Source organism: Limnoglobus roseus (genome assembly GCF_008254045.1).
Classification (GTDB): Bacteria; Planctomycetota; Planctomycetia; order Gemmatales; family Gemmataceae; genus Limnoglobus; species Limnoglobus roseus.
In genome coordinates this window covers 7684404-7710574 of the sequence record NZ_CP042425.1, presented here as the reverse complement: position 1 = coordinate 7710574, position 26171 = coordinate 7684404, and the positions used below count along the sequence as shown (strand labels likewise).

General features: G+C 65.5%; 22 protein-coding genes. 16 read left to right on the top strand and 6 right to left on the bottom strand.

Annotated elements, in window-relative coordinates:
* Positions 1-13: 13 nt before the first annotated feature.
* From PX52LOC_RS33065 to PX52LOC_RS33055, 3 genes are all read left to right on the top strand, one after another.
* Entirely contained in the window at positions 14-1336 is a 1323-nt protein-coding gene (locus tag PX52LOC_RS33065) for a DUF1501 domain-containing protein (RefSeq protein WP_149114078.1), read from the top strand.
* Positions 1333-2937 carry an EF-hand domain-containing protein gene (locus PX52LOC_RS33060; RefSeq protein WP_149114077.1) on the top strand — a complete coding sequence of 535 codons (1605 nt, stop codon included), beginning with the start codon at positions 1333-1335 and terminating at the stop codon, positions 2935-2937. The genes PX52LOC_RS33065 and PX52LOC_RS33060 overlap by 4 nt, the downstream gene beginning before the upstream one ends.
* Before the next feature lie 402 nt (positions 2938-3339).
* Entirely contained in the window at positions 3340-3534 is a 195-nt protein-coding gene (locus PX52LOC_RS33055) for an acyl carrier protein (protein WP_149114076.1), read from the top strand.
* 101 nt (positions 3535-3635) lie between these two features.
* Here the strand turns inward: PX52LOC_RS33055 and fabF are convergent, their stop codons facing one another.
* The 5 genes from fabF to rpmF form a co-directional block, all read right to left on the bottom strand.
* Positions 3636-4874: a beta-ketoacyl-ACP synthase II gene (gene fabF, locus PX52LOC_RS33050; protein WP_149114075.1), complete on the bottom strand. Its 1239-nt coding sequence runs from the start codon at positions 4872-4874 to the stop codon at positions 3636-3638.
* Between the two features lie 75 nt (positions 4875-4949).
* Positions 4950-5222: an acyl carrier protein gene (locus PX52LOC_RS33045; protein ID WP_178132587.1), complete on the bottom strand. Its 273-nt coding sequence runs from the start codon at positions 5220-5222 to the stop codon at positions 4950-4952.
* Positions 5223-5401: 179 nt separating this feature from the next.
* A complete protein-coding gene (gene fabD / locus PX52LOC_RS33040) occupies positions 5402-6307 on the bottom strand; it encodes an ACP S-malonyltransferase (RefSeq protein WP_149114074.1) in 906 nt (301 codons plus the stop codon).
* 17 nt (positions 6308-6324) lie between these two features.
* Entirely contained in the window at positions 6325-7335 is a 1011-nt protein-coding gene (plsX, locus tag PX52LOC_RS33035) for a phosphate acyltransferase PlsX (RefSeq protein WP_149114073.1), read from the bottom strand.
* A gap of 3 nt (positions 7336-7338) precedes the next feature.
* Entirely contained in the window at positions 7339-7539 is a 201-nt protein-coding gene (gene rpmF, locus PX52LOC_RS33030; RefSeq protein ID WP_149114072.1) for a 50S ribosomal protein L32, read from the bottom strand.
* A 109-nt stretch (positions 7540-7648) separates the two neighbouring features.
* Here rpmF and PX52LOC_RS33025 point away from each other — a divergent pair, with 109 nt between their 5' ends.
* The 7 genes from PX52LOC_RS33025 (at position 7649) to PX52LOC_RS32995 (ending at position 14442) form a co-directional block, all read left to right on the top strand.
* Positions 7649-8137, top strand: a complete 489-nt coding sequence (locus PX52LOC_RS33025; RefSeq protein ID WP_149114071.1) for an HIT family protein — start codon at positions 7649-7651, stop codon at positions 8135-8137.
* Between the two features lie 31 nt (positions 8138-8168).
* Entirely contained in the window at positions 8169-9380 is a 1212-nt protein-coding gene (locus PX52LOC_RS33020) for a deoxyguanosinetriphosphate triphosphohydrolase (RefSeq protein ID WP_149114070.1), read from the top strand.
* Positions 9381-9431: 51 nt separating this feature from the next.
* The gene (locus tag PX52LOC_RS33015) at positions 9432-10643 is read left to right on the top strand and encodes a PIN/TRAM domain-containing protein (protein WP_149114069.1); all 1212 of its coding nucleotides are present in this window, start codon (positions 9432-9434) and stop codon (positions 10641-10643) included.
* Between the two features lie 75 nt (positions 10644-10718).
* Positions 10719-11450 carry a tetratricopeptide repeat protein gene (locus tag PX52LOC_RS33010; protein ID WP_149114068.1) on the top strand — a complete coding sequence of 244 codons (732 nt, stop codon included), beginning with the start codon at positions 10719-10721 and terminating at the stop codon, positions 11448-11450.
* Between the two features lie 33 nt (positions 11451-11483).
* Positions 11484-12416 (top strand): cation diffusion facilitator family transporter, encoded by a 933-nt coding sequence (locus PX52LOC_RS33005; protein ID WP_149114067.1) that lies wholly within the window; start codon positions 11484-11486, stop codon positions 12414-12416.
* The gene (locus PX52LOC_RS33000; RefSeq protein WP_218575204.1) at positions 12413-13288 is read left to right on the top strand and encodes a metal ABC transporter permease; all 876 of its coding nucleotides are present in this window, start codon (positions 12413-12415) and stop codon (positions 13286-13288) included. The genes PX52LOC_RS33005 and PX52LOC_RS33000 overlap by 4 nt, the downstream gene beginning before the upstream one ends.
* Complete coding sequence (locus PX52LOC_RS32995; RefSeq protein ID WP_218575203.1) at positions 13285-14442, top strand: metal ABC transporter permease; 1158 nt, start codon at positions 13285-13287, stop codon at positions 14440-14442. The genes PX52LOC_RS33000 and PX52LOC_RS32995 overlap by 4 nt, the downstream gene beginning before the upstream one ends.
* 39 nt (positions 14443-14481) lie before the next feature.
* Here the strand turns inward: PX52LOC_RS32995 and PX52LOC_RS32990 are convergent, their stop codons facing one another.
* Positions 14482-17289, bottom strand: coding sequence for a hypothetical protein (locus PX52LOC_RS32990; protein ID WP_149114066.1), 2808 nt, complete (start codon positions 17287-17289; stop codon positions 14482-14484).
* A gap of 64 nt (positions 17290-17353) precedes the next feature.
* Here PX52LOC_RS32990 and PX52LOC_RS32985 point away from each other — a divergent pair, with 64 nt between their 5' ends.
* The 6 genes from PX52LOC_RS32985 to PX52LOC_RS32960 all read left to right on the top strand — a co-directional run bounded on the left by PX52LOC_RS32985 (position 17354) and on the right by PX52LOC_RS32960 (position 26131).
* Entirely contained in the window at positions 17354-19630 is a 2277-nt protein-coding gene (locus PX52LOC_RS32985) for a UDP-N-acetylglucosamine--peptide N-acetylglucosaminyltransferase SPINDLY family protein (protein WP_149114065.1), read from the top strand.
* Positions 19631-19633: 3 nt separating this feature from the next.
* Positions 19634-19933: a J domain-containing protein gene (locus tag PX52LOC_RS32980; protein ID WP_149114064.1), complete on the top strand. Its 300-nt coding sequence runs from the start codon at positions 19634-19636 to the stop codon at positions 19931-19933.
* Positions 19864-20673 carry a nucleotide exchange factor GrpE gene (grpE, locus tag PX52LOC_RS32975; RefSeq protein WP_149114063.1) on the top strand — a complete coding sequence of 270 codons (810 nt, stop codon included), beginning with the start codon at positions 19864-19866 and terminating at the stop codon, positions 20671-20673. The genes PX52LOC_RS32980 and grpE overlap by 70 nt, the downstream gene beginning before the upstream one ends.
* Positions 20674-20805: 132 nt before the next feature.
* The gene (locus tag PX52LOC_RS32970) at positions 20806-22626 is read left to right on the top strand and encodes an Hsp70 family protein (protein WP_149114062.1); all 1821 of its coding nucleotides are present in this window, start codon (positions 20806-20808) and stop codon (positions 22624-22626) included.
* A 95-nt stretch (positions 22627-22721) separates the two neighbouring features.
* A complete protein-coding gene (locus PX52LOC_RS32965; protein WP_149114061.1) occupies positions 22722-23279 on the top strand; it encodes an RNA polymerase sigma factor in 558 nt (185 codons plus the stop codon).
* 11 nt (positions 23280-23290) lie between these two features.
* Complete coding sequence (locus PX52LOC_RS32960) at positions 23291-26131, top strand: DUF4349 domain-containing protein (RefSeq protein ID WP_168219361.1); 2841 nt, start codon at positions 23291-23293, stop codon at positions 26129-26131.
* The last annotated feature ends 40 nt before the right edge of the window (positions 26132-26171 follow it).

The following is a 26171-nucleotide window of genomic DNA, read 5'->3' as shown; positions in this document are numbered from 1 at the left end:
CGGAGGCTCTCCGATGTCGCGATTTGACGCACACTTCTCCCGCCGCGACGCGATCAAGCTCGCGACGACGGTTTCCGTCTCCGGCTGGCTCGGCAACCTCGCCCGTGCCGCCGGGACCAACCCCGACCGCAAGCGGTCGTGCATCCTCCTGTGGATGTCCGGCGGCCCGGCCACCATCGACCTATGGGACTTGAAGCCCGGCCACGCGAACGGCGGCCCGTACAAGGAGATTGAAACCGCCGCCCCTGGGCTGAAGTTCGGTGAACACCTGCCGAAGCTGGCGGCCCAAGCGAAGAATATGGCCGTCCTCCGCGGCATGAGCACGAAGGAGGGCGACCACGGGCGGGCGACGTACCTCCTTCGCACCGGGACGTTGCCGCAGGGGGCGATTGACTTCCCTGCTGTCGGCGCACTCGTGGCGAAGGAACTGAAGCGGGACGGCGTGGATTTGCCGCCGTTCGTGAGCATCGCCCCGCAACGGGCGTTCGCCCAGAACGCCTTCGGTCCGGGCTTCCTCGGCCCGCAGTTCTCGCCGCTGATCGTCGCCGACGGGCAGGCCGCGCGCGTCGGGGCAGGGGGCGGAGTGGACACCTCCGACGAACAGTTGAAGGTGCAGAACCTCGGGCGGTACGGCGGCGTCAGCGGTTCACAGGCTGACGATCGACTGTCGCTCATGCGCGACCTGGAGGCGGGCTTTGTTGACTCCCGCCCCGGCCTCGCGGCTGACAGCCACAAGAACGCCTACGAGGCGGCCGTGCGGCTGATGAAGCCGGAGACGGCGAAGGCGTTCGACCTGAAGGACGAGAAGGCCGAACTCCGCGACCGTTACGGACGCAACCTCTTCGGCCAGGGCTGCCTGCTCGCCCGCCGATTGGTCGAACGCGGCGTGCCGTTCGTGGAAGTGACGCTCGACGGCTGGGACACGCACGCCCAGAACTTCGACGCCGTGAAGAACCTCTGCGGCGTCCTCGACCCGGCGTGGTCCACGCTGATGGCCGACTTGAAGGATCGCGGCTTGCTCGATTCGACCACGATCGTCTGGATGGGCGAGTTCGGCCGCACGCCGAAGATCAACGCCCAGAAGGGCCGCGATCACTTCCCCGATGCGTGGTCGGCCGTCGTCGCCGGCGGCGGCGTCAAGGGCGGTCAGGCCGTCGGCAAGACGAATGCGGCGGGCACGAAGGTCGAAGATCGGCCGACGAGCGTGCCAGACCTACTCGCGACCGTGTGCGGCGCGCTCGGCATCGACTACAAGAAGCAGAACATGTCGAACGTCGGCCGCCCGATTCGCATCGTCGATCAGGCCGCCCAACCCGTCACCGAGGCCCTGGCATGATCCGCTTCCTGAAGGCCGCCGCGGCCGCGGTACTCATCGGGCTGCCGGCTTCGGCCGCCGATTCGACTGGCGTTCCGGTGGCGTACTTCACCCCTGGCTCGCCCGGCATCGTGCAGTTCAACGTCATCCTCGACGGCAAGCCGATTGAGGAGACTTGGACGAAGGCGGTCGACGGGTTGTTCGCCTTCCTCGACCGCAACAACGACGGGCAACTTGACGAGGCCGAGCGGGCGTTCCTCGGTGGTCGCTCCGGACGTCGGCCCCGCTCGATCGTCGATCTGACCGGCGAGGTCAGTCCGTCCGACTTGTCCGGCCGCCTGACCTTCGAGAAGGGCGTCGAGAAGGTGGACAAGGCGGTGTTCGTCGAAGCCTTAAAGGCCGCGGGCTTCGGCTCGGTCAACGTGCAGTTCTTGGCCGCCCCTGACAACTCGGCCGCGCTGACGAACGCCCTCTTCCGCCACCTCGACGCGGACGGTGACGGCAAACTGTCGCGAAGTGAACTCCTGGCGGCCCGCGAACGCCTCGAATTCCTCGACGTGAACGAGGACGAGTGGCTAACGGCCGCGGAACTCCTGACACGAGCCACCGGCCGACAAACGGCCCTCGCACCACGCACGCGGCCGCAAGACCCCGCGCCGTCTAACCCGAACGACCTGCTCTCGCTCAGTGCCCAACCGTTGAAGGCGGTGAAGCAACTGCTCGCCGCGCGGGGCAAGGCGAAGGCGACCACGCTCGGCCGTGGCGAGATGGGGATGACCGAGAAAGTGTTCGCCGCGTTCGACCGCGACGGCAACGGGCAACTCGACACCGACGAACTGCTCGGCTGGCTGAAACAGCCACCCCTGTTAATGGTGAACCTTGCCCTTCAATCCGACGCGGCGAAGTCGACCGTCACGCCGCTCGGCGTCGCGACAGCGGCCGGGTCGCGGTTCGAGGTCGCCGCCCCCTCCAACTCGTCGGTGGCCGAGTGGACGGTAACAACCTCGCAACTGCGGCTCGCCTTCAAGACGGCCGCCAAAGACGGTGTCGTCGAGAAGGCGAAACTCAAGGACCAGTCGGCCCTGACCGCCGCGTTCGGGGTGCTAGACCGCAACGGGGACGAGAAACTCGATGAGAAGGAACTGACGGCCGCGTTGGACGCCTTCGCACCGCTCGCGGTCTGCCGGGCCGACATCTCGGTCGTCGATCAGGGCCGCGGGTTGTTCGAACTGATCGACTCCAACGGTGACGGCCAGCTTTCACAACGCGAACTCGCGGCGATGCCGACGGTGCTGAAGGACTTCCTCACAACAGACGGCAGCCTGACGAAAAATCAGGTTCCCCGGTCGTTCCCGATCCGTCCCGTCGTAAACGGCATCCGCCCGTTGGGCATGTCTGTCTCGCCGCGGGACGTGGCCGACTTCGCCGTCAGCCCCCAGATGCCCGCCTCGCGGCCGGCCGCGTCGGCTTCCGCCCTCGCGTGGTTCGTGAAGATGGACCGCAACGGCGACGGCGACGTGTCGCGGAAAGAGTTCCTGGGGCCGTTGGAGTTGTTCAACAAACTCGACGCTGATGGGGACGGACTGATTTCGGTGGACGAGGCGAAGGCGGCGAAAGAGTAAGATCGTCGAAGTGGTCGTATCGACTCGTCGGTAAGGAATCTGAGGCAACGAGGACGAGCGATGTCAGAATATTACAACCCCGTCATCCGCATGTTTGGCCGCTATCGCACAACTCTGTGTGCATCGGCGGGATTGCCCCGCGGCCGCATAACCCCGGCTGTTCGGCTTGACGCCCTGATACCGCCATCCCGCCGACGGTCAGTGTGGGCGGCGTTGCGAGCCGCTGGGCTGCGCGTTCCACTTCTCGAACTATCGACGACCGCCCGCTGCGTATGTTCACTCTTGGCTATCACGGTAATCGCTGGCATTGGTCTGGCAGTAGGCCGGTGGTGGCCGGCTGCTCTCGTGGTTATTCCCGTCTGGTATGTGACTTTCAGAGCGAGTCGTCCTTGGGCCACGATCTTGCCGCCGTTCGTCCGCACCGTCGGTGAACTGACGATGTACGGCACGCGGTTTCGGGAACACGTCAGCAGTGGGTACAGTTGGTCGCACGGCGACGTGACACTGAAGGTGCGACTGATTGTCGCCGAGGCGTTGGGATTGCCGTTAGAGCAGGTGCGGCCTGAAACCACATTCGTCGAGTTAGAGAGTTGTTAGGGGCAAGGATCGGAAAGACTCGTCGGGAACGATCATTGCTGTTCTTGTAGGTCGGGCTCGTCGCAAAGCCCCTTGAACCGACCTACAAGATTTGCCCTGCGTTAGACTGTGCCCAGCGCCAGCGAGCAGTTGTGGCCACCGAAGCCGAAGCTGTTCGACAGCACCTTCGTCACGCGGGCTTCTCGCGGCGTGTTCGGCACGTAGTCGAGGTCGCACTCGGGGTCCGGCGTGGTGTGGTTGATCGTCGGGTGGATGACGCCGTGCTTCATCATCAGGGCACAGGCCACTGCTTCCACACCGCCGCTGGCTCCGAGCAGGTGGCCGATCATGCTCTTGGTGCTGGACACCATTAGCTTCTTCGCGTGGTCGCCGAAGACTTGCTTCATCGCCTTCGTCTCGGCCACGTCGCCGAGGCCGGTGCTGGTGCCGTGGGCGTTGAGGTACTGCACTTCGTTCAGATTCCAACCCGCCTCGCGGCAGGCGGCCCGCATCGCTTCGGCCGCACCGATGCCGTCCTCGTGCGGGGCGGTGATGTGGTAGGCGTCGGCGGTGTTGCCGCAGCCGAGCAGTTCGCAGTACACCTTCGCGCCACGCTTCTTCGCGTGTTCGTACTCTTCGAGGACGAGAATCCCGGCCCCTTCGCTGAGGACGAAGCCGTCGCGGTCCTTCTCGAACGGGCGGCTAGCGTGGGCGGGGTCGTCGTTGCGGTGCGACAAGGCGCGGGCGGCAATGAACCCGCCGAGGCCGGTCGGTGTGATGGCGGCTTCCGCACCGCCGGACACGATCACGTCGGCGAAGCCGTACTGGATTTGCCGCATCGAATCGCCCATCGCGTGGGCGGCGGAGGAGCAGGCTGTGCTGACGGTGGTGTTTGGCCCGCGGAGGCCGTAGCGGATGCTGATGTTGCCGCTGGCCGCGTTCGGGATCATCTTCGGGATGACGAACGGCGACATGCGGTCTGGCCCCTTGCTGAGAAGGGTGCCGTGGCCGTCCTCGAACTCGGCCAACCCGCCGACGCCGCTACCGATGATGCAGCCGAGGCGGAACGGGTCGTACTTGGCGAAGTCGATGCCGCTGTCAGTGACGGCCTCGTGGGAGGCGTACAGCGCGAACTGCGTGAACCGGTCCATCCGCCGGACGGACTTGTGGTCGATGATCGGCTCGGGCTTGAAGTTCTTGACCTCGCCGCCAAACCGGACCTTGTACTTCGACACATCAAACAGGGTTAGCGGCGCGATGCCACTCTTACCGGCCAAGAGGTCCCGCCAGGTGTCGGGGACCGAGTTCGCCAGCGGGTTGACGGTGCCGATGCCGGTGACCACGACGCGACGGCGGGTCATTCCTACTCCCACGATAAAAAGAGAACGGCCGACCGGCCGCGGAAAGGGGGTTCCGCGAATGGTCGGCCGGTCGGCTTACGCCTTGGCGCCGCCGTCCTTGTCCTTGTTCTTGACGGCGACCTTGATGTGTTCCACCGCCTCGCCGACGGTCTTGATCTTTTCGGCTTGATCGTCGGGGATTTGAATGTCGAACTCTTCTTCGAGTTCCATCACCAACTCGACGATGTCGAGCGAGTCGGCCCCGATGTCCTCGATGAAACTCGTTTTGTCGGTCACCTGGTCCTTGTTAACGGCCAAGTGTTCGCAAACGATGTCGATCACTTTTTGGCGAATTTGCTCGTCGGACACGCTTCAATCCTCCAGGGCGGCGGGAGTCTCGGTCCGGCCGGTCGTCGGTCGGTTCCGCCACGGGTCGGTCGGTATTTCTTCGCCGCTGAACGTCCCTTATTCGGCGGCCGTGGGTGCGGGGCTGGCAGGCAGTCCGTGGGTTAGAATTTACGAAGGCTGGGCCGAAAAGAAAAGGGCCGTCACGCGGTTACGTTGACGATCTCCATTTTCCGGCTGACCCGCTTGATTAACCCGGCCAACACGCGGCCCGGGCCGATCTCGTAAAACTTCTCCACGCCCTCGGCCAACAGGCCGCGGATGGTTTCCTCCCACCGCACCGGCGCGAGGACTTGCCGCACCAACAGGCCGCGAATCTCGGCCGGGTCGGTGTGCGGTTTCGCGTCCACGTTCGACCAAACCGGGATGCGCGGCGGCTGAATTTGCACCGCGTCCAGCACGGCGGCCAACTTCTGGTCGGCCGGCTTCATGAGTTCGGTGTGGAAGGCCCCGGCGACGGCCAACCGGATGGCTCGCAGGTTTCGCGTTTCGGCAATGCGGCAGACTTCGTCGATGGCGACTGCCGTACCGGAAACCACTGTGTTGCCAGGACAGAGTAGGTTCGCGACTTCGATCAATCCCTTCGGCCGGGCTTCGGCCGCCAGCGATTCGACTTCTGCCGCTTCCAGGCCGATGATGCTCGCCATGCCGCTCGGGGTCGCCTCGGCTGCGGCTTGCATCGCCTCGCCGCGGGCTTTCACGACCTTCAACCCGTCCGCGAAGGACATCGCCCCGGCGAACACGAGGGAGGTGTACTCGCCCAGGCTCAAGCCGGCGGTGGCGACGACATCGTTGACGAGGGCAGGCGTGGTCGCCTTTAATTGTTCGAGGGCGGCGAGGCTGGCGACGAAGATCGCCGGTTGGCTCACGTCGGTGGCGTTCAACCGCTCAACGGGGCCCTGAACGCAGACGTGCAGGAGATCGTAGCCGAGAATGCCGGCAGCTTCGTCGAAGAGCGCCTTGGCCGATGGCGACGAGTCGCACAGCGGGCCGGCCATGCCAACGTGTTGGGCACCCTGACCGGGGAAAAGGAACGCGAGCCGTGACATGACAGGTTCCGCCGGAATCAGTCGGAGGTCGTCGGGAGGGTTTCCAGTTCCGCGACGATCTTCTCGTTCAGTTTGACTCGCACGTCCTGGGCCGCGACGCCGATCGCGTTGGCGATGGCCCGGTCTTTCGACGAGCCGTGGCAGATAATGCAAACGCCATCGACGCCGAGCAGCGGGGCACCGCCGAACGCACTGTAATGGTACTTCTGCACGAGGCCGTGAAGGGCCTTCTTCGCCAGGTCTTTCTCGGCCGACAGTTGGCCGATCACCTCTTGTCCGACCATGCCCATCACGAACTCGAACAAGCCTTGCGAGAGCTTGATAATCACGTTGCCGACGAAGCCGTCGGTGACGACAACATCGACCTTGCCGGAGTGAATGTCGCGGCCTTCGATGTTGCCGACGAAACGGTCTTTCAGGCTGCTGGTGCGGAAGAGGTTGTAGGTGTCTTGCACGAGGTCGTGGCCCTTGCCCTCTTCCTCGCCGACGTTCATCAGGCCGATGGTCGGCCGTTCGACGCCGAGCATGTGCTTCGCGAAGACGCTACCCATCGCCCCGTATTCGAGCAGGTGGCGGGCCTTCGGGAAGACGTTCGCGCCGACGTCCATGATGACGCAACGGCCCTTCGCCGTCGGCATCACGGTCGCAATCCCTGGTCGGTGGACGCATTTCAGGAATTTACGGAGGAACAGCCCGCCCGCGACGACCGCCCCGGTATTTCCAGCGGAAACGAGGCCATCGACCTTCTTGGCGGCGAGCAAACCCCAGCACTTGGCGATGGAGTTGTCCGGCTTCGCCCGCATCGCCTCGGCCGGCTTCTCGTTCATGCCGACGCTGTGCGCGGCGTGGACGATTTCCAAGCGATCCGTTGGGTAGTCGCCGGCCGACGCGAGTTGTTCGCGGAGGGTGGTTTCGTCACCGACGAGGACGACGGTGAGGTCGGACGCGGCTTGAAGGGCTTGGACCGCCCCGGCGATGTTGGGTGGGGGGCCGTTATCGCCTCCCATCGCATCCAGAGCGATCCGCATGACTTAGCTTCCTTCGGCGGCTTCTTCGGCCTTGACGACGATGGCGGTCCGGCCCTGGTAATTGCCGCAGTTACCGCAGACGCGGTGCGGCAGAACGGGTTCGTTGCACTGCGGGCAGTATTGGACGCCCACCGGCTTCTTATGGTGGTGGCTGCGCCGCATGCCTTGCTTGGACTTCGACGTCCGCCGTTTGGGGACTGCCATGAGACTGTCTCGGGTTCGGGTCAAAAACTACAAGGCTGTCATCTTAGAAGCGTGTGAAGGACTGTCAACCGCCAGCCATATAACGGACCCATACACTGAGGAAGTTTCCGTGGATCAACTCTGGGCACCGTGGCGGCTGGCGTATGCGGCCACGCCAAAAGTTAAGCCGGCGGAGGGCGAAGATTGCTTTCTCTGCCGCACTTTGGTCGAGACCGAGGATCGTGCGAATTTGATCCTTCTTCGCACGGAACGGGCCGTCGTGGTGTTGAACCGCTTCCCGTACAACAATGGACACCTACTGGTATGCCCGCTCGCTCATAAAAGCGGATTAGACGACCTTACCGACGCGGAATCGCTGGAACTCCAACAACTTCTGGCGCGGTTGATGGCTGCCCTGAAACGGTGCATTCAGCCGGATGGGTTCAACGTCGGGCTGAATCTCGGCAAAGTCGCCGGGGCGGGATTGCCCGGCCACCTGCACTGGCACATCGTACCCCGCTGGAACGGCGACACGAACTTTATGCCCGTGCTGACCGACACGAAGGTCATCGTCCAGTCGCTCGAATCGCTGTATGATGTGTTGAAACGGGAACTGTGACACCTCACCCCGACGACAGGCGAATTCGACGATGTCTCCCACCCTCGGCTCGCTGGCCGACTGGCACGCTTTCGAAGACCAGTGGCTCGCCCCGTACGCGATGCGGTCCGGCGCGAGCCGCGGTCGCAGACACGCGGAACCGCTGCACCCGTTCCGGTCGGCGTTCCAGCGGGACCGCGAGCGGATTGTTCACAGTTCGGCCTTCCGCCGCATGACCGGCAAGACGCAGGTTTTAGTCGCCTCGGTCAACGACCACCACCGCACGCGGTTGACGCACACCCTGGAAGTCACGCAGGTCGCTCGGACCGTCGCCCGACGCCTGCGGCTGAACGAAGACTTGACGGAAACGATCGCGCTCGCTCACGACATCGGCCACCCGCCGTTTGGACACGCGGGGGAGGACGCCCTGAACGAGTGCCTGAAACAGCACGGCGGCTTCAACCACAACCTTTACGGCCTCCGCCGGGTCGACGAGTTGGAAGAGCGGTACCCCGAGTTTCCGGGCTTGAACCTCACCTTCGAGGTCCGGGAATCGTTCCTCCAGCACTGCCGGAAGCTGGACGGACCGGAGGCGGCGGAGTTCCGCGATTCCGGGTCGCCACTGTTAGAAGCCCAGGTCGTGGACGTTGTGGACAGTATCGCTTACGACACCCACGACATCGACGACGCCCTTGGTCTCGGCTTCGTGGCGTTCGACGACCTCCGTGACGTGGAGTTGTGGCAGGCGACCGTCCAGAAGGTGAGGACGAATTACCCGGATTTGTCGGGCAATCCCCTCCGCACGGCCGTGGTGCGGGAACTCCTCGCGTGGCAGGTGAACGACCTTCTCGAAGAATCGGCCCGGCGGTTGAACCAAGAGAACATTCACAGCGTCCAAGGCGTAAGGTCTGCACGGACGCCCCTCGTCGGCCTGAGTTTGCGGATGGAACTCCTCAAACGCGGGCTAGAGCAATTCCTGCGGGACCGCGTTTACCGGCACCACCGGGTTCTTCGGATGACGGCCAACGGGAAGCGAATCCTGCGGATGCTCTTCGAGGAATACGTGAAAAGCCCGGAACTGCTCCCAGAACGGCAGCTCTCCCGCTGGACGGGGGCGGGGCGGAATGCGTCCAGCCCGACCTTGCCGGGACGGACGATGGTCGATTCTCTGGAGCGGGTGGTCGCAGACTACCTCGCGGGGATGACCGACCGGTTCGCCCAGCAAGAGTACCGACGTTTGTTTCAGCCGACGATCGACCTGTAACGTGCTTCAAACGGTGTCGCCCACGCCCGCCTTCTTCTCCCGAGGATTCCCATGCTGTTGTGGCTTCTGCGTGTGTGTTACGTCGTTCTCGTCGTCGGCACTTCCGCATTCACCTTCGTCACCATCTGGAACCACGAAACCGGCGAGGGGCTATTCCAGGCGGTCCTCGGCACGTCTCTCGTTCTCGGCCTCGGCGGCCTCATCCTTTACACCGACGTCCGCGAGCGGGAGAAGGATATCACCGTCATCTCCGCCCTGTTCTTCGGCCTCCTCCTCGGCATGCTGATCGGCTGGCTCATTTCGTTCACCGCGGAACCGATCGTGCGGGCCGTGTTCGGCGGGTTTGCCGAGGAGACTCAGACGCGGTTGGCCCACCTCGCCCGGTTGCTGATTACGCTGATTAGTACGTACGCGACGATCGCGCTGCTCTTGCAGACGAAGGACGAATTTCGCTTCCTCATCCCTTATGTCGAATTTTCCAAGCAGGTGAAGGGCGGGCGGGCACTGGTGCTGGACACCAGCGTGATTATCGATGGCCGAATCGCCGACGTGTGCGATACTCGACTGATCGACACAAAGCTGATCGTGCCGAAATTTGTTTTGAACGAACTGCAAGCCATCGCCGACAGCAACGACAAGATGAAGCGGAACCGCGGGCGACGCGGCCTGGACATCTTGAAACGCCTCCAAAACAACACGAAGATCGAACTCGTCGTGCAGGACAGCGTGGGCGAGGTGAAGGCGGGCGAGAAGGTCAAAGTGGACGAACGACTCGTCCTGTTCACGAAGGCCATCGGCGGCCGGGTCGTGACGAACGACTTCAACTTGAACAAGATCGCGCAGCTTCAGGGCGTGGACGTTATCAACCTGAACGAAGTCGCGAACTCGTTGAAAACCGTGGCGCTACCCGGTGAGTACCTACAACTGAAGGTCGTGAAGGGCGGCGACCAACCGGGGCAAGGGGTTGGATACCTGGACGACGGGACGATGGTCGTCATCGAACAGGGCCGCGGGCAGATCGGCAACGAAGTGTCGATCACCGTGACCAGCGTCCTGCAAACCCCGGCCGGCCGGATGATCTTCGGCCGAATCGAGTCCCGGCCGTCGGGATCGTTCGCCCCAGTGGGCGGGCCGTCGAGCGGGAGTTTCACACCCGTGCAACAAACGGGTTCCGGGAACACCGGACACCACCGGCCGGTCTCGACCGACACCCCGGGGCCGATCCCACCCGTGAAACCGAATACCGACCTGCCGAAATCGTAGGAATCGCGATTCTTCGAAACGAGGGAGGAACCCACGGCTCGCCGTGGGTTTTTCGCTTTTGAGGGGTACACACCGATGAAGTTCCGATACTGGCTCTTGAGTTGCTTCGCCCTGGGTTTGCTCGGCATCGGCCACGGCATCACCGCAGACCCGGCCAAGAGCCCCCCCACGAAGCCGGCCGACGATGGTGCGATGGTGGAGCGGGTCATTGCGGCGCGGAAGGAGTACCAGAACTCCCTCGTCGGTCTGTACGACTACTACGCGAAGACCGGCGACAAGGAGCGGGCGAAGTGGGTGGAGGAAGAGTTGAAGTCGTTCCACTTGAGCAACAAGCCGTCCTACCGCCTCGACATCTCCGACGTGCCGCCGGCCACGCTGGAAGCGAAGCAGAACCGGCCTGAGGCCAACAACCTGTTCCGCCTCGGCAAAGACTACAAGGGCAAGGGCCTGGGCACCGAGTTCACGCTCAACCAGCGGCGGGCCGAGATCGTCTTCCAGGAAATTCTGGCGAAGTACCCCGACAGTGACAAAATCGCCGACGTGGCCTACGAACTCGGCGAACTCTACGAAGGGCGGTCGTTCAAACAATACCACCGGGCAGCCGCGTACTTCGAACGGTCCTACCAGTGGCGGAAGGGCGGTTCCAACGACGCCCGCCTGCGGGCCGCCCGCCTCTACGACAAACAATTGAACGAGCGGTCGAAGGCCATCGAACTCTACCGCGACGTGATCCAACACGACAGCGACAAGGACCGGATGAAGGAAGCCGAAAAGCGGTTGGCCGAACTGACCAGCACGCGGAAGTGACTTCCGGACGGTCCGGCCTCCTACAATTCCTGAATGTCGCGTTCGCTTCAACGCTATGCGTTGCTCTCCATTGCCGCCGCGGTCGTCACCATTGGGATGAAGGCCGCGGCGTACCTCGTGACCGGGTCCGTCGGCCTTCTGTCGGACGCCCTCGAATCCGGCGTGAATCTTCTCGCGGCCGTCACGGCGTACTTGTCACTCATCTACGCCGCCCGGCCGGCCGACCAAACCCACACTTACGGCCACGAGAAGATCGAGTTCTTCGCGAGCGGCCTGGAGGGCATGTTCATCCTCCTCGCCGGCGTCGGCACGGCGGCCTACGGCTTCGAGCGAATCCGGTCGCCGCAGCCGTTGGAATCCCTTGAGCTCGGAACGGCCATCGCGCTGGCCGCGACGGTCGTGAATCTTGTCGTCGCCCGCACGCTCCTCCGCGTCGGTCGAGCGCACAATTCCATCGTCCTTCAGGCCGACGGCCATCACCTGATGGCCGATGTTTTCACCTCGGCCGGCATTCTCGTCGGGCTGGCCCTGGTCTCGCTCACGGGCTATGCCATCCTCGACCCGATTCTGGCGATCGTCGTCGGCCTGAACATCCTCGCCACAGGTGTCGGCTTGATGCGGCGGTCGTTCAACGGCCTGATGGACCACGCGCTGCCGCCCGAAGAACAGAAGAAATTGCGTGAAACGATCCGCGCCGCCCTCCCGGTCGGGATGGACTTCCACGCCCTGCGCACGCGGCAGGCCGGGGCGAAGACGTTTGCCGAGTTTCACCTTCTCGTGTCCGGGGAGATGTCGGTCCGCGAGGCCCACGAGTACGCCCACCGCGTCGAGGACCGGCTGTGCGACGTGATGCCGGGCATCACGGTGACGATTCACGTCGAACCGATCGACGACGCCTCGTCGTGGGAGTCGGTGGAACTGGCCCGCCTCGGTGAGACGACGCTCCCCACGGGGCCGCCGCCGTGATCGAACTCTTCTTCGACCCGACCTTGCAAACCGTGGCGATGGGCACGGCGGCCATCGGCGCGATGGCGGGGTTCATCGGCACGTTCGCCGTCATCCGCCGCCAGAGCTTGCAAGGCGACGCCATCTCGCACGCGGCCCTGCCAGGGCTGGCGGCGGCTTTCCTGTTGGGTGCCCGTTCGCCGGTCGTGTTGGTCCTCGGCGCAGCCCTGGCCGGGTGGGTGGCGATGGCCCTGGTCGGGGCGTTCAGCCTCAGTCGCCGCCTGACCTTCGACGCCGCCCTCGGGGGCACGCTCGCCGTCTTCTTCGGCATCGGCCTCGCGCTGCTCACGTACATCAAGAAGCACGTCCGCGGCGCGGCGGAACACGGCCTGGAACGCTACCTCTTCGGCCAGGCGGCCACGCTCCGCGAGTCCGACCTGTGGGCCGTGCTGGCCGTCGCTGGCGTCGCCGTGGCGGTGGTGTTAGCCCTGTGGAAGCAGTTCCAACTGCTGAGCTTCGACCCGGACTTCGCGGCCGTACAGGGGTGGCGAGTCCGCGGCCTGGACTGGCTGCTGACGGCGCTGATCGTCCTGACCGTCGTGATCGGCCTGCAAGCGGTCGGCGTGGTGCTGATGAGTTCGCTCCTGGTCGCGCCGGCCGTCGCCGCGAAGCAATGGCAGCACCGCCTCGGGCCGTTGTCGGCGCTCGCCGCCGTCTTCGGCGCGTTCGCCGGGTTCGCCGGCACGATCGGCAGTCACCTTCTTTCCGAGGAAGGCCGCACGGTGCCGACGGGGCCGATGATCGTCATCAGCGCCACGGCCATCGTCGGCGTTTCGATCCTCTGGGCACTCGTCCGCCCGCGGTTGGTGCGGAAGGCGGTTCGCTCGACATGATCCTCTTCCCGCACCTCGGCCCGGAACTGAACGAGACCGTCTACCTGATGGCCGCGGTCGCGGCGGCGTGCGCGGTGCCCGGCGTGTTCCTCGTCCTGCGGCGGATGGTTCTCGTCGGCGACGCGATCAGCCACGTACTGCTGCTCGGCATCGTGCTGGCGTACTTCGTGGTGAAGGATGCCGCTTCGCCGCTCCTGTTCTTCGGGGCGGCCGCCGTTGGCGTGTTGACGGTGGCCCTCGTCGAGGGGTTGCAGCGGACGAAGCTCTTGAAGGAAGACGCTGCGATCGGCCTCGTGTTCCCGTTCCTGTTCAGCCTGGGGACGCTGCTCGCCTCGATGTACCTACGGAACACGCACCTCGACGTGGACCGCGTCCTGCTCGGCTCCGCGGAACTCGCCTTCCGCGACCGCCTCACGGTCGGCGGCCGCGACCTCGGCCCACGGGCGTTCGTCCTGCTCGGCGGCACGTTCGTGGTGTTCGTACTCCTCATCGCCCTGTTCTACAAGGAACTGAAGCTCTGCACCTTCGACCCCGGCCTCGCGGCGGTGTTGGGCTTTCTGCCGGCGGTGGTCCACTACGCCCTGATGACGAGCGTCTCGCTGGCCACGGTGGCGGCGTTCGACGCGGTCGGCCCCGTGCTGGTGCTGGCGTTCTTCGCGGTGCCGCCGGTCATGGCCCGCTTGCTGACGAAGCGGCTGGTGTGGATGTTGGTTCTCAGCGTGATCCTCGCCGTCACGGCCGCCGTCACGGGGACGCTGCTCGCCATCGAACTCGACATCACGATCGCCGGAACGGTGGCCGGCGTGCTGGGGGCGATGTTCGCGGTGGTGTATCTGTTCGCCCCCCGCGCGGGTGTACTCGCCGAGATGATCCGCCGCGTGCGGATGTGGCGAGAGTTTCACGAGACGTTGCTCACGGTCCACCTGCACCGACACGCGGGCACGCCGGCCGAGGCGGAAGAGTCCCGCGTGGACGGATTGCACGAACACCTGAACTGGACGGAACCCCAAACCGCGGCCGTCGTGCGACGGGCGGTCGCGAACGGGCTGATGGTAAGGGCCGGCGACTGTTGGAAACTGACAGATACAGGGCGAAAACGGGCGGAAGAGATCGTGGGACCACGACTCGGCGAGCGGGGGGCGTCAGCCCCCTGATTCTCGGAACGAAACAAGAATCAGGGGGCTGACGCTTACTTACGCGAACTCTGCCCGGACGCTGACCGCCTCGCCCGCGGAGAACTCCAGCGGGATCGCCCCTTGAATCAGCGTCACGTCATTGAGCGGCACGCCCATCAGATCCACTAACTTCGCGGCCGTCGGGTCGCGGGCAAATCGCAGTTCCGCCGACCCCGCGAAGCCCGCCGTTTCCAGGAACCGGGCCGCGATCGCCCGCTTCCCTTCCTCCGCTGCGGCTGGGCGTAACGAGGTGAGAAGCAAACTGGGCAGGTCCACGGCTGCGAGCCAACCCGATTCGCCGATGTGCGGCGGCCCCTTCGTCGTCTCCACCACCGGCGTCGGGACGACCCACCCGGCCGCTGTCTGCATCGGGTACTCGCGGTCGGTGGCGATCAGCAGATCGAAGCTCGTGGCCGTTTCGCCTTCGGGGATCAGCACCACGTCCATCATCCGCGTGCCGTGCCGCTGCACGAACGGGAGGCCGCCCGTGAAGACGAATGTGCGCTCGCTACCGAGGCGGAATTCGAGGTAATCCGGCGACACCGGCCGGGCATGCGTGCTCTGGCTATTCGCCCCGTTGACGCCGCGGAAGGTGGCCGTGCGATCGTCGCGGTAGCCGAAACGGGCGCCGTAATAAGCGTGCCACGGATAGCCGGTTGGGGCGTGCCGGGGCGTGATCTCGACGCACATCTCCAACACCGGCCGGCCCATCCACGCCCGGACGCGCTGGCGGAAGGCGGCGAGCGGTTCGCCGTGCTCGTTCTCGATGCGGCCCTCGCTCGTGACTTCGCCGAAGGCCGTGCCGGCGTGCGTCACGCTCACGCCGGTCGCCACCATCTTGCTGCCGGGGTTGAAGACGAGCATCTGCCCGAGGCGGTTGATCCGTGTCTTCGAATCTCGGAACGCCCTCAGGCCGCCGGTGTCCGGATCGAGTTCGGCCTCGAAGAACTCGTTCCGTACGACCGTCGTTTCCGCCGTCTTGATCCGCGGCTTCGGCAGGGCGTTCCTCGCCGACCCCTTCGGAACCCAGGCGAAGCCGAGGCCGGGAATCTCGACGACCACCCGCGCCACGCCGCCTTCGAACTCGCTCGCCTTCACCATTCCTTCGACCGCGATCGGGCCGGGCTGGTTCGGGAACTCCGCGATCACCCGCCGGGCGAACCCGCACGAGTTGAACAGCATGAACCCCGGCCGGTTCTCGACGGCCCGCACCTGTACACGGTCGGCCAGCTGCTTCGCGAACGCCGCTTCTAGTGGTTCGAGCTTCTGCGAGAGTTCATCCGGCGTGTCGGCCGTGCCGAGGTCGGGGCCGCGCGTCTCGATGGCGTCTTCCAGATCCGTCAGTTGTTGCAGGCGTTGATTGTCCTCCGGCGTTTCCGGCGTCAGGCTGCGGTGCAGGGCGGCGAGCGCGAACGCCGAGTCGATTCGCCGGCGCAGGCGGAGGTGCCTCGCGAAGCCGCCGACGGGGTCGGGCCGGTGCCGGTTCGTGACGCGATCGTCGAGGTAATCGGCGAAGAACTCGTCGCCGGTCGCCGCCCCGGTGTAGTCGCCGGCGTGCGTCTCGGCGAAGTACCGGCTCATCGACATCGCCTCGCCGAAGACCGGGGCGAGGTCGCCGAGGGCGAGGTAATCGCCGTACCCCACGGCCGCCGCCTTCTTGTGCAACAGCGTGAGCGTCGGCGTGGAGTCGTGCGAGATGGCCTGGTGCAGAAGGTAGGCGAAGTTGAAGAACGTCTGTGACTCGTGGGCCGGCTGCGGCTCGCGGGTGAACACGTCCACCGTCTTGCCGTCCGGCCCCGGCCAACTGACGACGGCCGAGTAACGGCTGGGGATCAGCGCGCCGTCGAAGCTGACGACGATGCCGTGGCGGTAGCCGAACTGCTGCCACCACGACGGCGACTGCGGCGAGTACGCCGACGACCGGCGGGCGAACACCGTCGGCTCTTGGCCGAACTGCGCTCGCGTGTGCTCGCGGCCGGTGCGGAGGTTCCACCACTGCGACTCGACCGGCAGGATGGCGTCGTCGCGCTCGCGGTACGATCCCACGCACAACTCGACCGCGGCCGGCAGGTCGGTCGGCGTGCGGGCTTTCAACTCCGCGAACCGCTCCGGGTGCTCGTTCGCCATCCGTTCGAGCAGTTCGGCGCTGGCGATGACCGAGACCGGGCTGTTGCCGGTGACGGCCGCGGGCCACGGTTCGCCGAGGTTCGCCGGGTCGGACATCACCCATTCGAGCAGGTGGACGTTGCCGCTGTAAGCCCCCTCGCGGGCCACCTTCAACTTCTCGGCCGCGTCCTTCAAGTGCGATCGGGCTTCCCGCGGGTCGTGCACTTTTTCGACCGCCGCCCGCACGTCGGCCCAGAAACCGGCGGCGTCGAGCAGTTTGTCATGGCTCATCGCGTCGAAGAGCGTGTCCACCATCAGGTAGCCGTACCCGACGCCGGCGAACAGTCGCACGAGTTCCGCGTCAACCTCCCGCCAGAGGCCCGATTCCTGGCAGCCTTCCCGCAGGCTCGTGTACGTTTCCTCCCGGCTCGCGGTGGCGGCGAAGGCGACGGCTTTCGCATCCCGCACCCGCTGCCGCCAGTCGTCGGCTTGGTACACCGTCGGCCCTTCGGGGAGGGCGAAGATGAAGCCCTCGCCGGGTTGGTCGTGGTCGTAGACGGAGGCCGGTTGCGGCGGGCCGGCGATCGCGCCGAGAACGGCCGGGTGCCACAGGGCGGCGTAGGCGTTGAGCCACGAAGCCGTTTCAGCCGTATTCAGCGTGACCGCGTAGGACGTCGGCGGGCGGTAGGGGGAGAGCAGGAAGGCGTGTCGGTCGGTCATGGTGTTTCGATGGTCGGGTCGGGCGTTTCGGTTATAGTACACGTGTTGTATCAGGAGGACTCCCGTGGCCCGCAAGAGATCGCCCGCGACCCCGCCCGTGCCGACCCCGCGCGACGCCGAGGCCGCCCTGCAACGGGGCGATTTCGTGAAGGCGGTCGAGATCGCCAAGGCACTCACGAACCTGACGCCGACCGACGAAAGCCACGCCCACTACGTGAAGGTTCTGGCCGCCGCGTTCGAAGGGTACACGCGGCTGGGCAAGGTGAAGTCCGTCGTTGAAACGTTGAAGGCCGCGGAGGAACTGGCGAACCGACAGCCCGTCGTGGCCGAGGCGGTCGCGGTCCTCCACGCGAAGGCGGGCGAGTTCGGCAAGGCCCTCGCGCTCGCCGCCACGCCGCGGGTTCACCGGCACGTCGCCGACCTGTGCGTTCGCCGGAACCAGGCCGACGGTGCCCCCGCCGAAGTCCTCGCGGGCTGGTCGGTAGTGCAGACGGCCTTCCGGCAGTACGAAGCCGGTCAGGACGACGCCGCGAAGGAGACGTTGCAGGGCATCGGCCTCACGTCGCCGTTCCTGGAGTGGAAGCTGTTCCTCCGCGGCCTGTCGGCCTTCGCGACCAACGACACGGCCCGGGCCGTCGAGAACTGGCAACGGCTCTCGGCGGAGTACCTGCCCGCGAAACTCGCCGCCGCCCCGCGCGGCACGATTGACCCCGCGTTCCTCGCTTCGCAAATCCCGGAGACGGCGGTGAACCTCCGGCGACAAGCCGAAACGCTCGCCTCGGGCGACTTACTCGGCGGCCTGCGGGCGATCCAGAAATTCGTCGGCCGCGACCAACGCCTTCAACCCGTGTGGAAGGAAGTCGAGAAAGTCGCACCGAAGTTGCGGACGGCCCACCCGAAGCTGTTCGTCAAACTCGGCACGGTGCTGTACGAGGCGATCATCCGGCAGGGCGAGCCGACGGACCTGAAGAAGTACCGCACGATCTTCCCGCCGCCGGCCGATGACCCGCACTTCCACCGCCTGGAAGCGATGGCCTGCGAGGGATCGCAGGTCCTCGACATGGCCGTCGAGCACTGGCAGAAGTACGAGGCGTGGCTCGCGGGCAACCCCGCCGGCTGGCCCGCGGACCTCGCCACCCGCGCGCGGGCGCTCATCCTGCACCGCATCGGCGACATCCTGGAGGACGCGGGCCTGCCGGCCCAGATGCCGAAGGAGTTCCAGCAGGTGTTCCGGTCGCTGTTCGACACCCCGCCGCCGGCCAAGCCGAAGGGCAACCCCGACGACTTTTACCGCCGGAGCGCCGCACTCGCCCCCGACTGGCCGACGCCGGCTTACGACCTGTTCGACCGGCAGGTGGAATCGAAAGCCCCCGCCGCCGCGGAACGGACCGCACGCGAGTTCCTCGCCCGCCGGCCGCAAGACTTGCCGATGCTGGAGCGGCTCGGCAAATTCTTTCGCGGTCAGCACCGGATGGCCGAGTCGCTCGACGTGTTCAAGCAGGCCCTCGCGACGAACCCGCTGGACGCGAAGCTGCGCGACAACGTCGGCCTCGCGTCCATCGCGACGATCCGGCGGAACCTCATCGACGGCGACCTCGCGGCGTGCGAGCGGTTGGTGGCCGAGGCGGAGGAGATTGCCGCGAAGGTGTTTCCCGCCGCGTTTGGCTCGCTGAAGGTCACGGTCGCCCGTAAGGCCGGCCGCAACGACGACGCGGCCGAGATCGAATCGCGTCTGTACGCCGACCGGCTGCGGGCGGCGTGCGTGGCGTTCGACCTGTCCGTGGACGGCCTGCTCGCCAAGCTCAAACCCGCCCAGCGGAAGGCGGCCGACGCCCGCCTGAAGGAAGCACTCGCGAACCCCGCCCCGCACCCGAGCGAGGTCTACTACCTCTACGGCTCGTGGGGCATGTACAAGGGCGAAGGGCTGACCTACCGCGGCCAGCCGACGCACGAGAAGAAGATCGTCGCCCTGGCCGAGAACGCCCTGAAATCGACTGAGGGAACGGACGTCGATTTCGAGTCGATGGTCGTGGCCCTCTTCCAGCACCGGCAGCACAAGGCGATGCTGAAGATTCTCCCGAAGCTGACGCCCCGCTTCCCGGCGGCCCCGTTCTTCCCACTGTTCGAGGCCAAGACGCTCTACCACGAGGGCCGCGGATACGGCATCGAGTACCAGATGGCCCGGTTGCTCGACGAGGCGAAGCGGCGGGCCGAGGCGTCGTCGGTGCCGCGACATAGAATGCTCCTCGAAGGCATCGACCAGGTGCGACGGTCGCTCAACCTGCCGGGCGGAGTGTTCTCGTCGCCGCTGTTCGGGGGCGACGATGACGAGGACTTCTGACCCATGACCGACCCGTACACCGTGCTGGGCATCCCGCCGGACGCCGACGACGCGGCGATCCGCGCTCAGTATTTGCAATTGACGCGAGAGTTCCCGCCCGAGGAACACCCTGAAAAGTCGGCCGCGATCCGGCACGCTTACGACCTGCTGAAAGACCTGGACGCCCGCGTGAACTACCGGCTGTTCGCGGCGGCCCGGAGCGAAACGATCGACGCGATCATTGAGGACGTGGTATGTCAGACGCCGCGGCGACGGATCACCTTGAACGAACTGTTCCGGGCGGCCGGCATCTCGGGCCGTTGAGCGGCGACCGGGTCGAGCAAATCCTCGGCGACTTCCGCGGTTGGCTGGACGGCCTGACGACCCTGCCCGCGGCCACCCCGCCCGCGGACCCGCTGAACCTCCAACAACTCGTGGCCCAGTTCACGGCCCTGCGGCACGACGTGAACATGCAGACGAAGGCGGCCCGCACCGCCGTGGAGCAGACGAACGCGGCGATGCGATTGCTTCAGCCAACCGAGAGCGTCACGCCGGAGGAGGCTGAGGAGGAACCGGCCTCCGACTCCGAACATCTGCGACCCATCGTGAAGATGTTGCTCGACGTTCACGACGCCCTGAGTGTGGCACAGCGGCAGATGGAAAAAGCGAAGCGCTCGGCCGGCGAAGTCCTCGAATCGCCCGCGGCCGATGCGAAGCGGCCGGGGTTCGTCGCCCGCCTGTTCGGGGCGACAACTCCGGACGTGACCACGTGGCAACGTCACGCGGATAGAATGCGGGAACACGCCGGGAAGCTCCAGCAACAGTTCGCCGCCGTCGCCGACGGCTACACGATGAGCCTGCGGCGAGTCGAGCGGACCTTCGACGAACTCGGCCTGGAAACGATCCCCTGCTTCGGCGAGCCGTTCGACCCGGAACTGATGGAAGTCCTCGACACGGCCACCGACACCGGGCAACCGGCGGGCACGGTGGTTGAAGTGCTGCGGCAAGGGTACATCTGGAACGACACGCTGCTCCGCTACGCCCAGGTGAAGGTGGCGAAGTAAAAAGAGGCGTCTCGCGCACAGCCGCCAAGACGCTAAGAAGAGAAGAACCAGAAAAGGATTTAGGAGAAGATTCTTTCTTCTCTGATTTGCGTCTTGGCGGCTTTGCGCGAGACGGGATTTAAGAGACGAATCATGTCTGAACCGATCATCGGCATCGACCTCGGCACCACGAACAGTGAAGTCGCTGTCGTCGTGGACGGCCGGCCGACGGTGATCCCCGACGACGGCGGTGACCCGATCCTGCCGTCGGTCGTCGGCTTGTCGGACGACGGTAAATTGCTCGTCGGCAAGCCGGCCCGCAACCAGTGGGGGCTGGCACCGGAACGAACGATCAAGTCGATCAAGCGGAAGATGGGCCAAGACGCCAAAGTCCGCCTCGGCGACACCGACTACTCGCCGCAGGAAATCTCGGCGATGATCCTCCGCACGCTGAAGGAACGCGCGCAGAAGTTCCTGAACCAGCCGGTGAAGAAGGCCGTCGTCACCGTCCCCGCGTTCTTCAACGACAGCCAGCGGCAGGCCACGCGCGAGGCCGGGGCGCTTGCGGGGTTAGAGGTCGTCCGCATTCTGAACGAGCCGACGGCGGCCGCCTTGGTTTACAACCCCGAGCAACAGCAGCGCGAGCGGTTCCTGGTCTACGACCTCGGCGGCGGCACGTTCGACGTGTCGATCGTCCAGCAGGAGGCCGGCGTCTTCGAGGTGCTCGCCAGCCACGGCGACACGCAACTCGGTGGTGACGACTTCGACGAACTGCTGCTCAACCACGTCGCGGACGAGTTCCAGGAGATGTACGCCATCGACCTGCGCGAGAACAAAGTCAGCCGTGCCCGGTTGCTGAGGGCCGTCGAAGAGGCGAAGAAGAAACTCTCCGACCACGCCGTCGTGCGGATCGAGGAAGAGTTCATCGCCGAGAAGGACGACGTGCCGTTGCACCTCAACACGGAAATCGAGCGGCCGCAGTTCGAGGAACTGATCCGGCCGTTGATCGACCGCACGATGGACCACTTGCAAAAGTCGCTCGACGACGCCCGCCTGACGGCATCGCAGGTCGAGCGCGTCGTCCTCGTCGGCGGCAGCACGCGGACGCCGTTGATCGGCCGGTTGTTGGAAGCCCGCCTCGGCCAACCGCCGCACCGCGAGATCAACCCCGATTTGTGCGTGGCGATGGGCGCGGCCGTGCAGGCGGCCATCGTCGGGAAGCAGAAGGTCGATGCGGTGCTGGTGGACATCACGCCGCACTCGCTCGGCATCAAGTGCCTGGAGCACCCAACGGAGTACACGTTCGCCCCGAACGAGTTCCGATTCGCCCCGATCATCACGCGGAACACCCCGCTGCCGGCCGGCCGCAGCGAGATCTTCTGCACCGTCATCGACAACCAGCCGCGGGTCGAGATCGACGTCTTCCAGGGCGAGAGCATGGACGTGCGGCGGAACCACCGCGTCGGCAAGTTCTTCATCGAAGGCCTGGCTCGCGTGCCGGCCGGCAACCAGTTGGTGGTCGAACTCAACCTCAACCTCGACGGCGTGCTGAAGGTGTCGGCCCGCGAGAAGACGACCGGCCTCGTGAAGCAGATCACGATCGAGAACGCCCTCGCCCGGTTCGCCGTCGAAGAGCGGCAGGCCGCGCAGCAACGCCTCGAACGCCTCTGGGGCAACCCGGAGGACGGCGAAGAGGAAGAAGCGACCTTCGAGGAACAACCGCTGTCGCCGGGTTTCTCGGAGATGCCGACGCTCGCCCCCGGTCCGCAGGAGGGGCAGCGGGAGTCGGTTCAGGCGCGAGCGTTGTTGGAGAAAGCCGAGCGGATCATCGCGAAAGCCGCCGAACCGGACCAGGAGGAATTGCGCCGCCTGACGGATCAGGTGCAAGCCGCGCTGACCGACCGCCGGTGGGGCGACCTGACGCAAGCGTGCGATCAACTGAGCGACGTACTGTTCTACCTGGAAGACGCCTGATCCTGTAACAACGCCCCGAAAGCCCAGCCGTCGCGACGGGTGGGCTTTTTTCGTGCGCTTTCATCCCGGTCGTCGTCTCCTCTAGTGTGAACACGATGACCGAGAGCGATGCTGATCTTGTCCGCCGGGCGAGTCGCGGGGAACGCGGCGGGTTCGAAGAACTCGTCCGCCGGACTTCGCGCCTGGTGTTCTCACGCATCTACCTCGACGTCGGCGATACGCACCGCACCGAAGATTTGGTGCAGGAAACCTTCCTTCTCGCGTACCGTTCGCTGGCCCGCCTGCGGAACCCCGACGGGTTCCGGCCGTGGCTGTTGGCGATCGCCCACAACGTCGTCACCGACGCGGCCCGTCACGACCTGCGGCAGAAGCGGGCGACCCCGCCGCGGACCGACGTGGAACTGCGGACGCTCGCGGCGGTAGAGCGGCCGGCCGACGACGGCGTCGAGTGCGACGAACGCCGGGAGCAAGTGCTCGCGGTACTTCGGTCGCTGCCGGACGAGTACCGGCTGCCGCTGACCATGCGATACATCACCGGGGCCGACTACGAAACCATCGGCACCCAACTCGGCCTCACCAACGGCTCACTGCGCGGCCTCCTGCACCGCGGGCTGAAAATGCTCCGCGAGCGGATGCCCGACGACTTACGATGAAGGTACCAGCCATGACCGAACACGCCTGGGTTCAAGAACAGATCGCGGCTTTCCTCGCCGACGGCCTCGACGCGGCCGAGCGGGAACGCTTCCAGACGCACGTCCGCGACTGCGTCGAATGTACGACCGCCATCGAAGCGGCACGGGCGTTCGACGCCGGCCTCGCGAACCTCTTCGCCTCCGTGCGGCCGGGGCCGATGCTGGAAGACCGCACCGTGCGGGCGTTGCGAACGCCGAAGACGATTGCCGAACCCCGCCGCGGCGTCTGGCGCCGGCGAATCGTCACGGGACTGGCCGCATCGCTGCTGTTCGGCGGTCTTGCCGCCGGGGCCAGTTTTCTCATCGCCAACGGCGGCCTGCCGATGCCGGGCGAAGGGTTCGCGAAGTATTCGCGACATAACAGGGAGAGTGTAGCCGAATCATCAATGCACTTTCTGGGAGGCGAAGACGACGACTCGATGACCGCCACCGTAGGGGTTTGGCGTGAAAGGGATTTGTCTCGCGCGCAGACCATACTCCATGACAACTTGGAAGCTCGTAAGAAGGTCGACCTCACCAACGTCGACAAGGGACTCGATTCCGAACTCGCGTCGAGTCTTCCCCTGGGTCGGACGGATTTGGCATTGGACGGACTCGTCGTGAAGCCGACCGAAGGCAAGTCGTCTGGCAACGCGCACTTGTACAGCAGATATGTCCAACCGCACTTCGCAGCCCCGAGTGGCGGCATCAACGTGAACGGGAATGTTCCGGAAAACGTCCGCTGGGACGACTCGCTTTCCTTCAGTGTCGATGCCGGTGGGAAATCGAACGCCCCGGTCGCGCTCGGCCTCCCGGCGATTGTGAGCGGCACCACGCACGGCAACCCGAACACCTGGCATTTTGTCCCGCAGAATTTCTTCGGCAGCTCTGCAATTGAAGATCAGACCCGCCGGACCAGCAATACGGGCAATGTTCCCACTTCGGGTCCCACGACCGCGGCTGGCGTGACCAATGGGACGACCCCTTACTACGCCAATCCCACATATGCAGGGCGTGGGGATACGCCGGTTGAGTTTGCCAGGTCGTCGGCGGGCACGGTGACGGCGGGCAAAGGCTTCAACTTCGACACAGGTGTGACTGCCAAGCCCACTCCGGTTGTGGCCCAAGTTGATGACCCTCAGCAGGCACGCCGAATCATTATCCGCTCCGGCGACATTGAGTTCGAAGTCAATTCCTTCGATCCGGCCGTGGCGACGGTGACGCAACTCGTCACCAAGATCAAGGGCGGCTACGTCGGCACCGTCAACAGCGAGAAACTCGCCAACGGCAAGGTGAAGGGGAGCATCGTCGTCCGCGTGCCGCCGGAGGCACTCGACGGCCTCGTGCTCGATCTTCGCAAGGAGATCGGCAAGGCGGGCGAGTTGAAGGGCCAGAAGATCGGCAGTTCGGACGTGACCAAGCAGTACACCGACACGGAAAGCCGACTGAAGGCGGCCCGGGCGATGGAACTTCGCCTCTTGGAGATCATCAAGACCGGCAAGGGCGAGATCAAGCAACTGCTCGAAGCCGAGAAGGAACTCGGCGTGTGGCGGACGAAGATCGAGGAGTACGAGGGGGAACTGCGGTACTACGCGAACCTCGCGGCCCTCAGCACTCTGACGATCACGCTGGCCGAGAAGGACATCCGCGTGGCGGCCGGCATCACCGAGAACGAGCGGGTGCAGGCGGGCATCGAAGTCGAGGACGTGGACAAGGCGTTTCGCGATGCCATCGACGCCGTCACCGAGGCGAAGGGCCGCGTGACGAAGTCGGAACTGAAGCAACTGTCGGCCGGGCAGTTCAACGCATTGCTGTTCTTCGAAGTCTCACCGGACGCCGCCGGGCCGTTGCGGGATCGCTTGAAGCAACTCGGCCGGGTCGCCCGGTTGGAGATCGACCGAGTGCAGACGGCCGACGGCGGGCCGCCGGTGAAGGACGCGAAGGTCACGCGCGGTAACACGACGTTCCAGGTGCAGTTCTACAACCTCGCGAACGTCGCCCCGCGGGAAACGGCCGTCGTGCAGGTGGCCACGGCCGATGTCGTCACCACGTTCCGCACGCTGCGGGACGCGGTCGAGAAGGCGAAGGGTCGCGTGGTGACGGCCCAAGTTGGCGAGGGCGAACGGCAGAACGTGTCGGCCCAGTTCGACTTCGAGGTGAAACGCACGGAAGAAGCGACGATCACGGCCGCTCTCGCCGCGGCCGGCGACGTGGTGAGCAAGACGATCTCTCGCGCCCCGGAGAGCGACAGCGTGACCGACACGAAGGTCGCGTTCCGCACCACGCTGTTCAACGCCGCCCGGCTGAAACCGCGGGAGACGGCCACGTTGGCGGTCGAAGTGCCGGACGTGGAGGCGACGGCCGCCGTACTGACGGCCCAGGTGAACGACGCGAAGGGCCGGGTGATTGATTCGCAGGTGTCGCACGACCGCAGCGGCAAGTTGACGGCGAAACTCGTCTACGACGTGCCGTTGCCGGCCGCGGTGGGCTTGGTCGAAAAGGCGAAGGCGGCCGGTGCGGTCCGCGTCCAGCAGTCCAACCGCGACCCGGCGGCGACCGAGGGGAAGTTTGCCACGGCCCGCATCGATATTACCTTGTCGAACGCCGACCTGATCGTGCCGAGCAACGACGGTGTGTGGCCGCAGGTGCGGAAGGGGCTGACGTACAGCGCGTCGGCCCTGCTCAGCAGCCTGACGTGGGTGATCTTCGGCCTGTGCGTGGTACTGCCGTGGGTTGTGTTGATCTACCTCATCGCCCGCGTACTTCGGCGGTTCACACGGTCGACCACGCCCGACCCGGTGCCGTTAACGGTAGCCGCCCCGCCGACGGCGTGATGCCAAACCTGTCTGCAAATGCAACGGCGAGCGTCGCGGC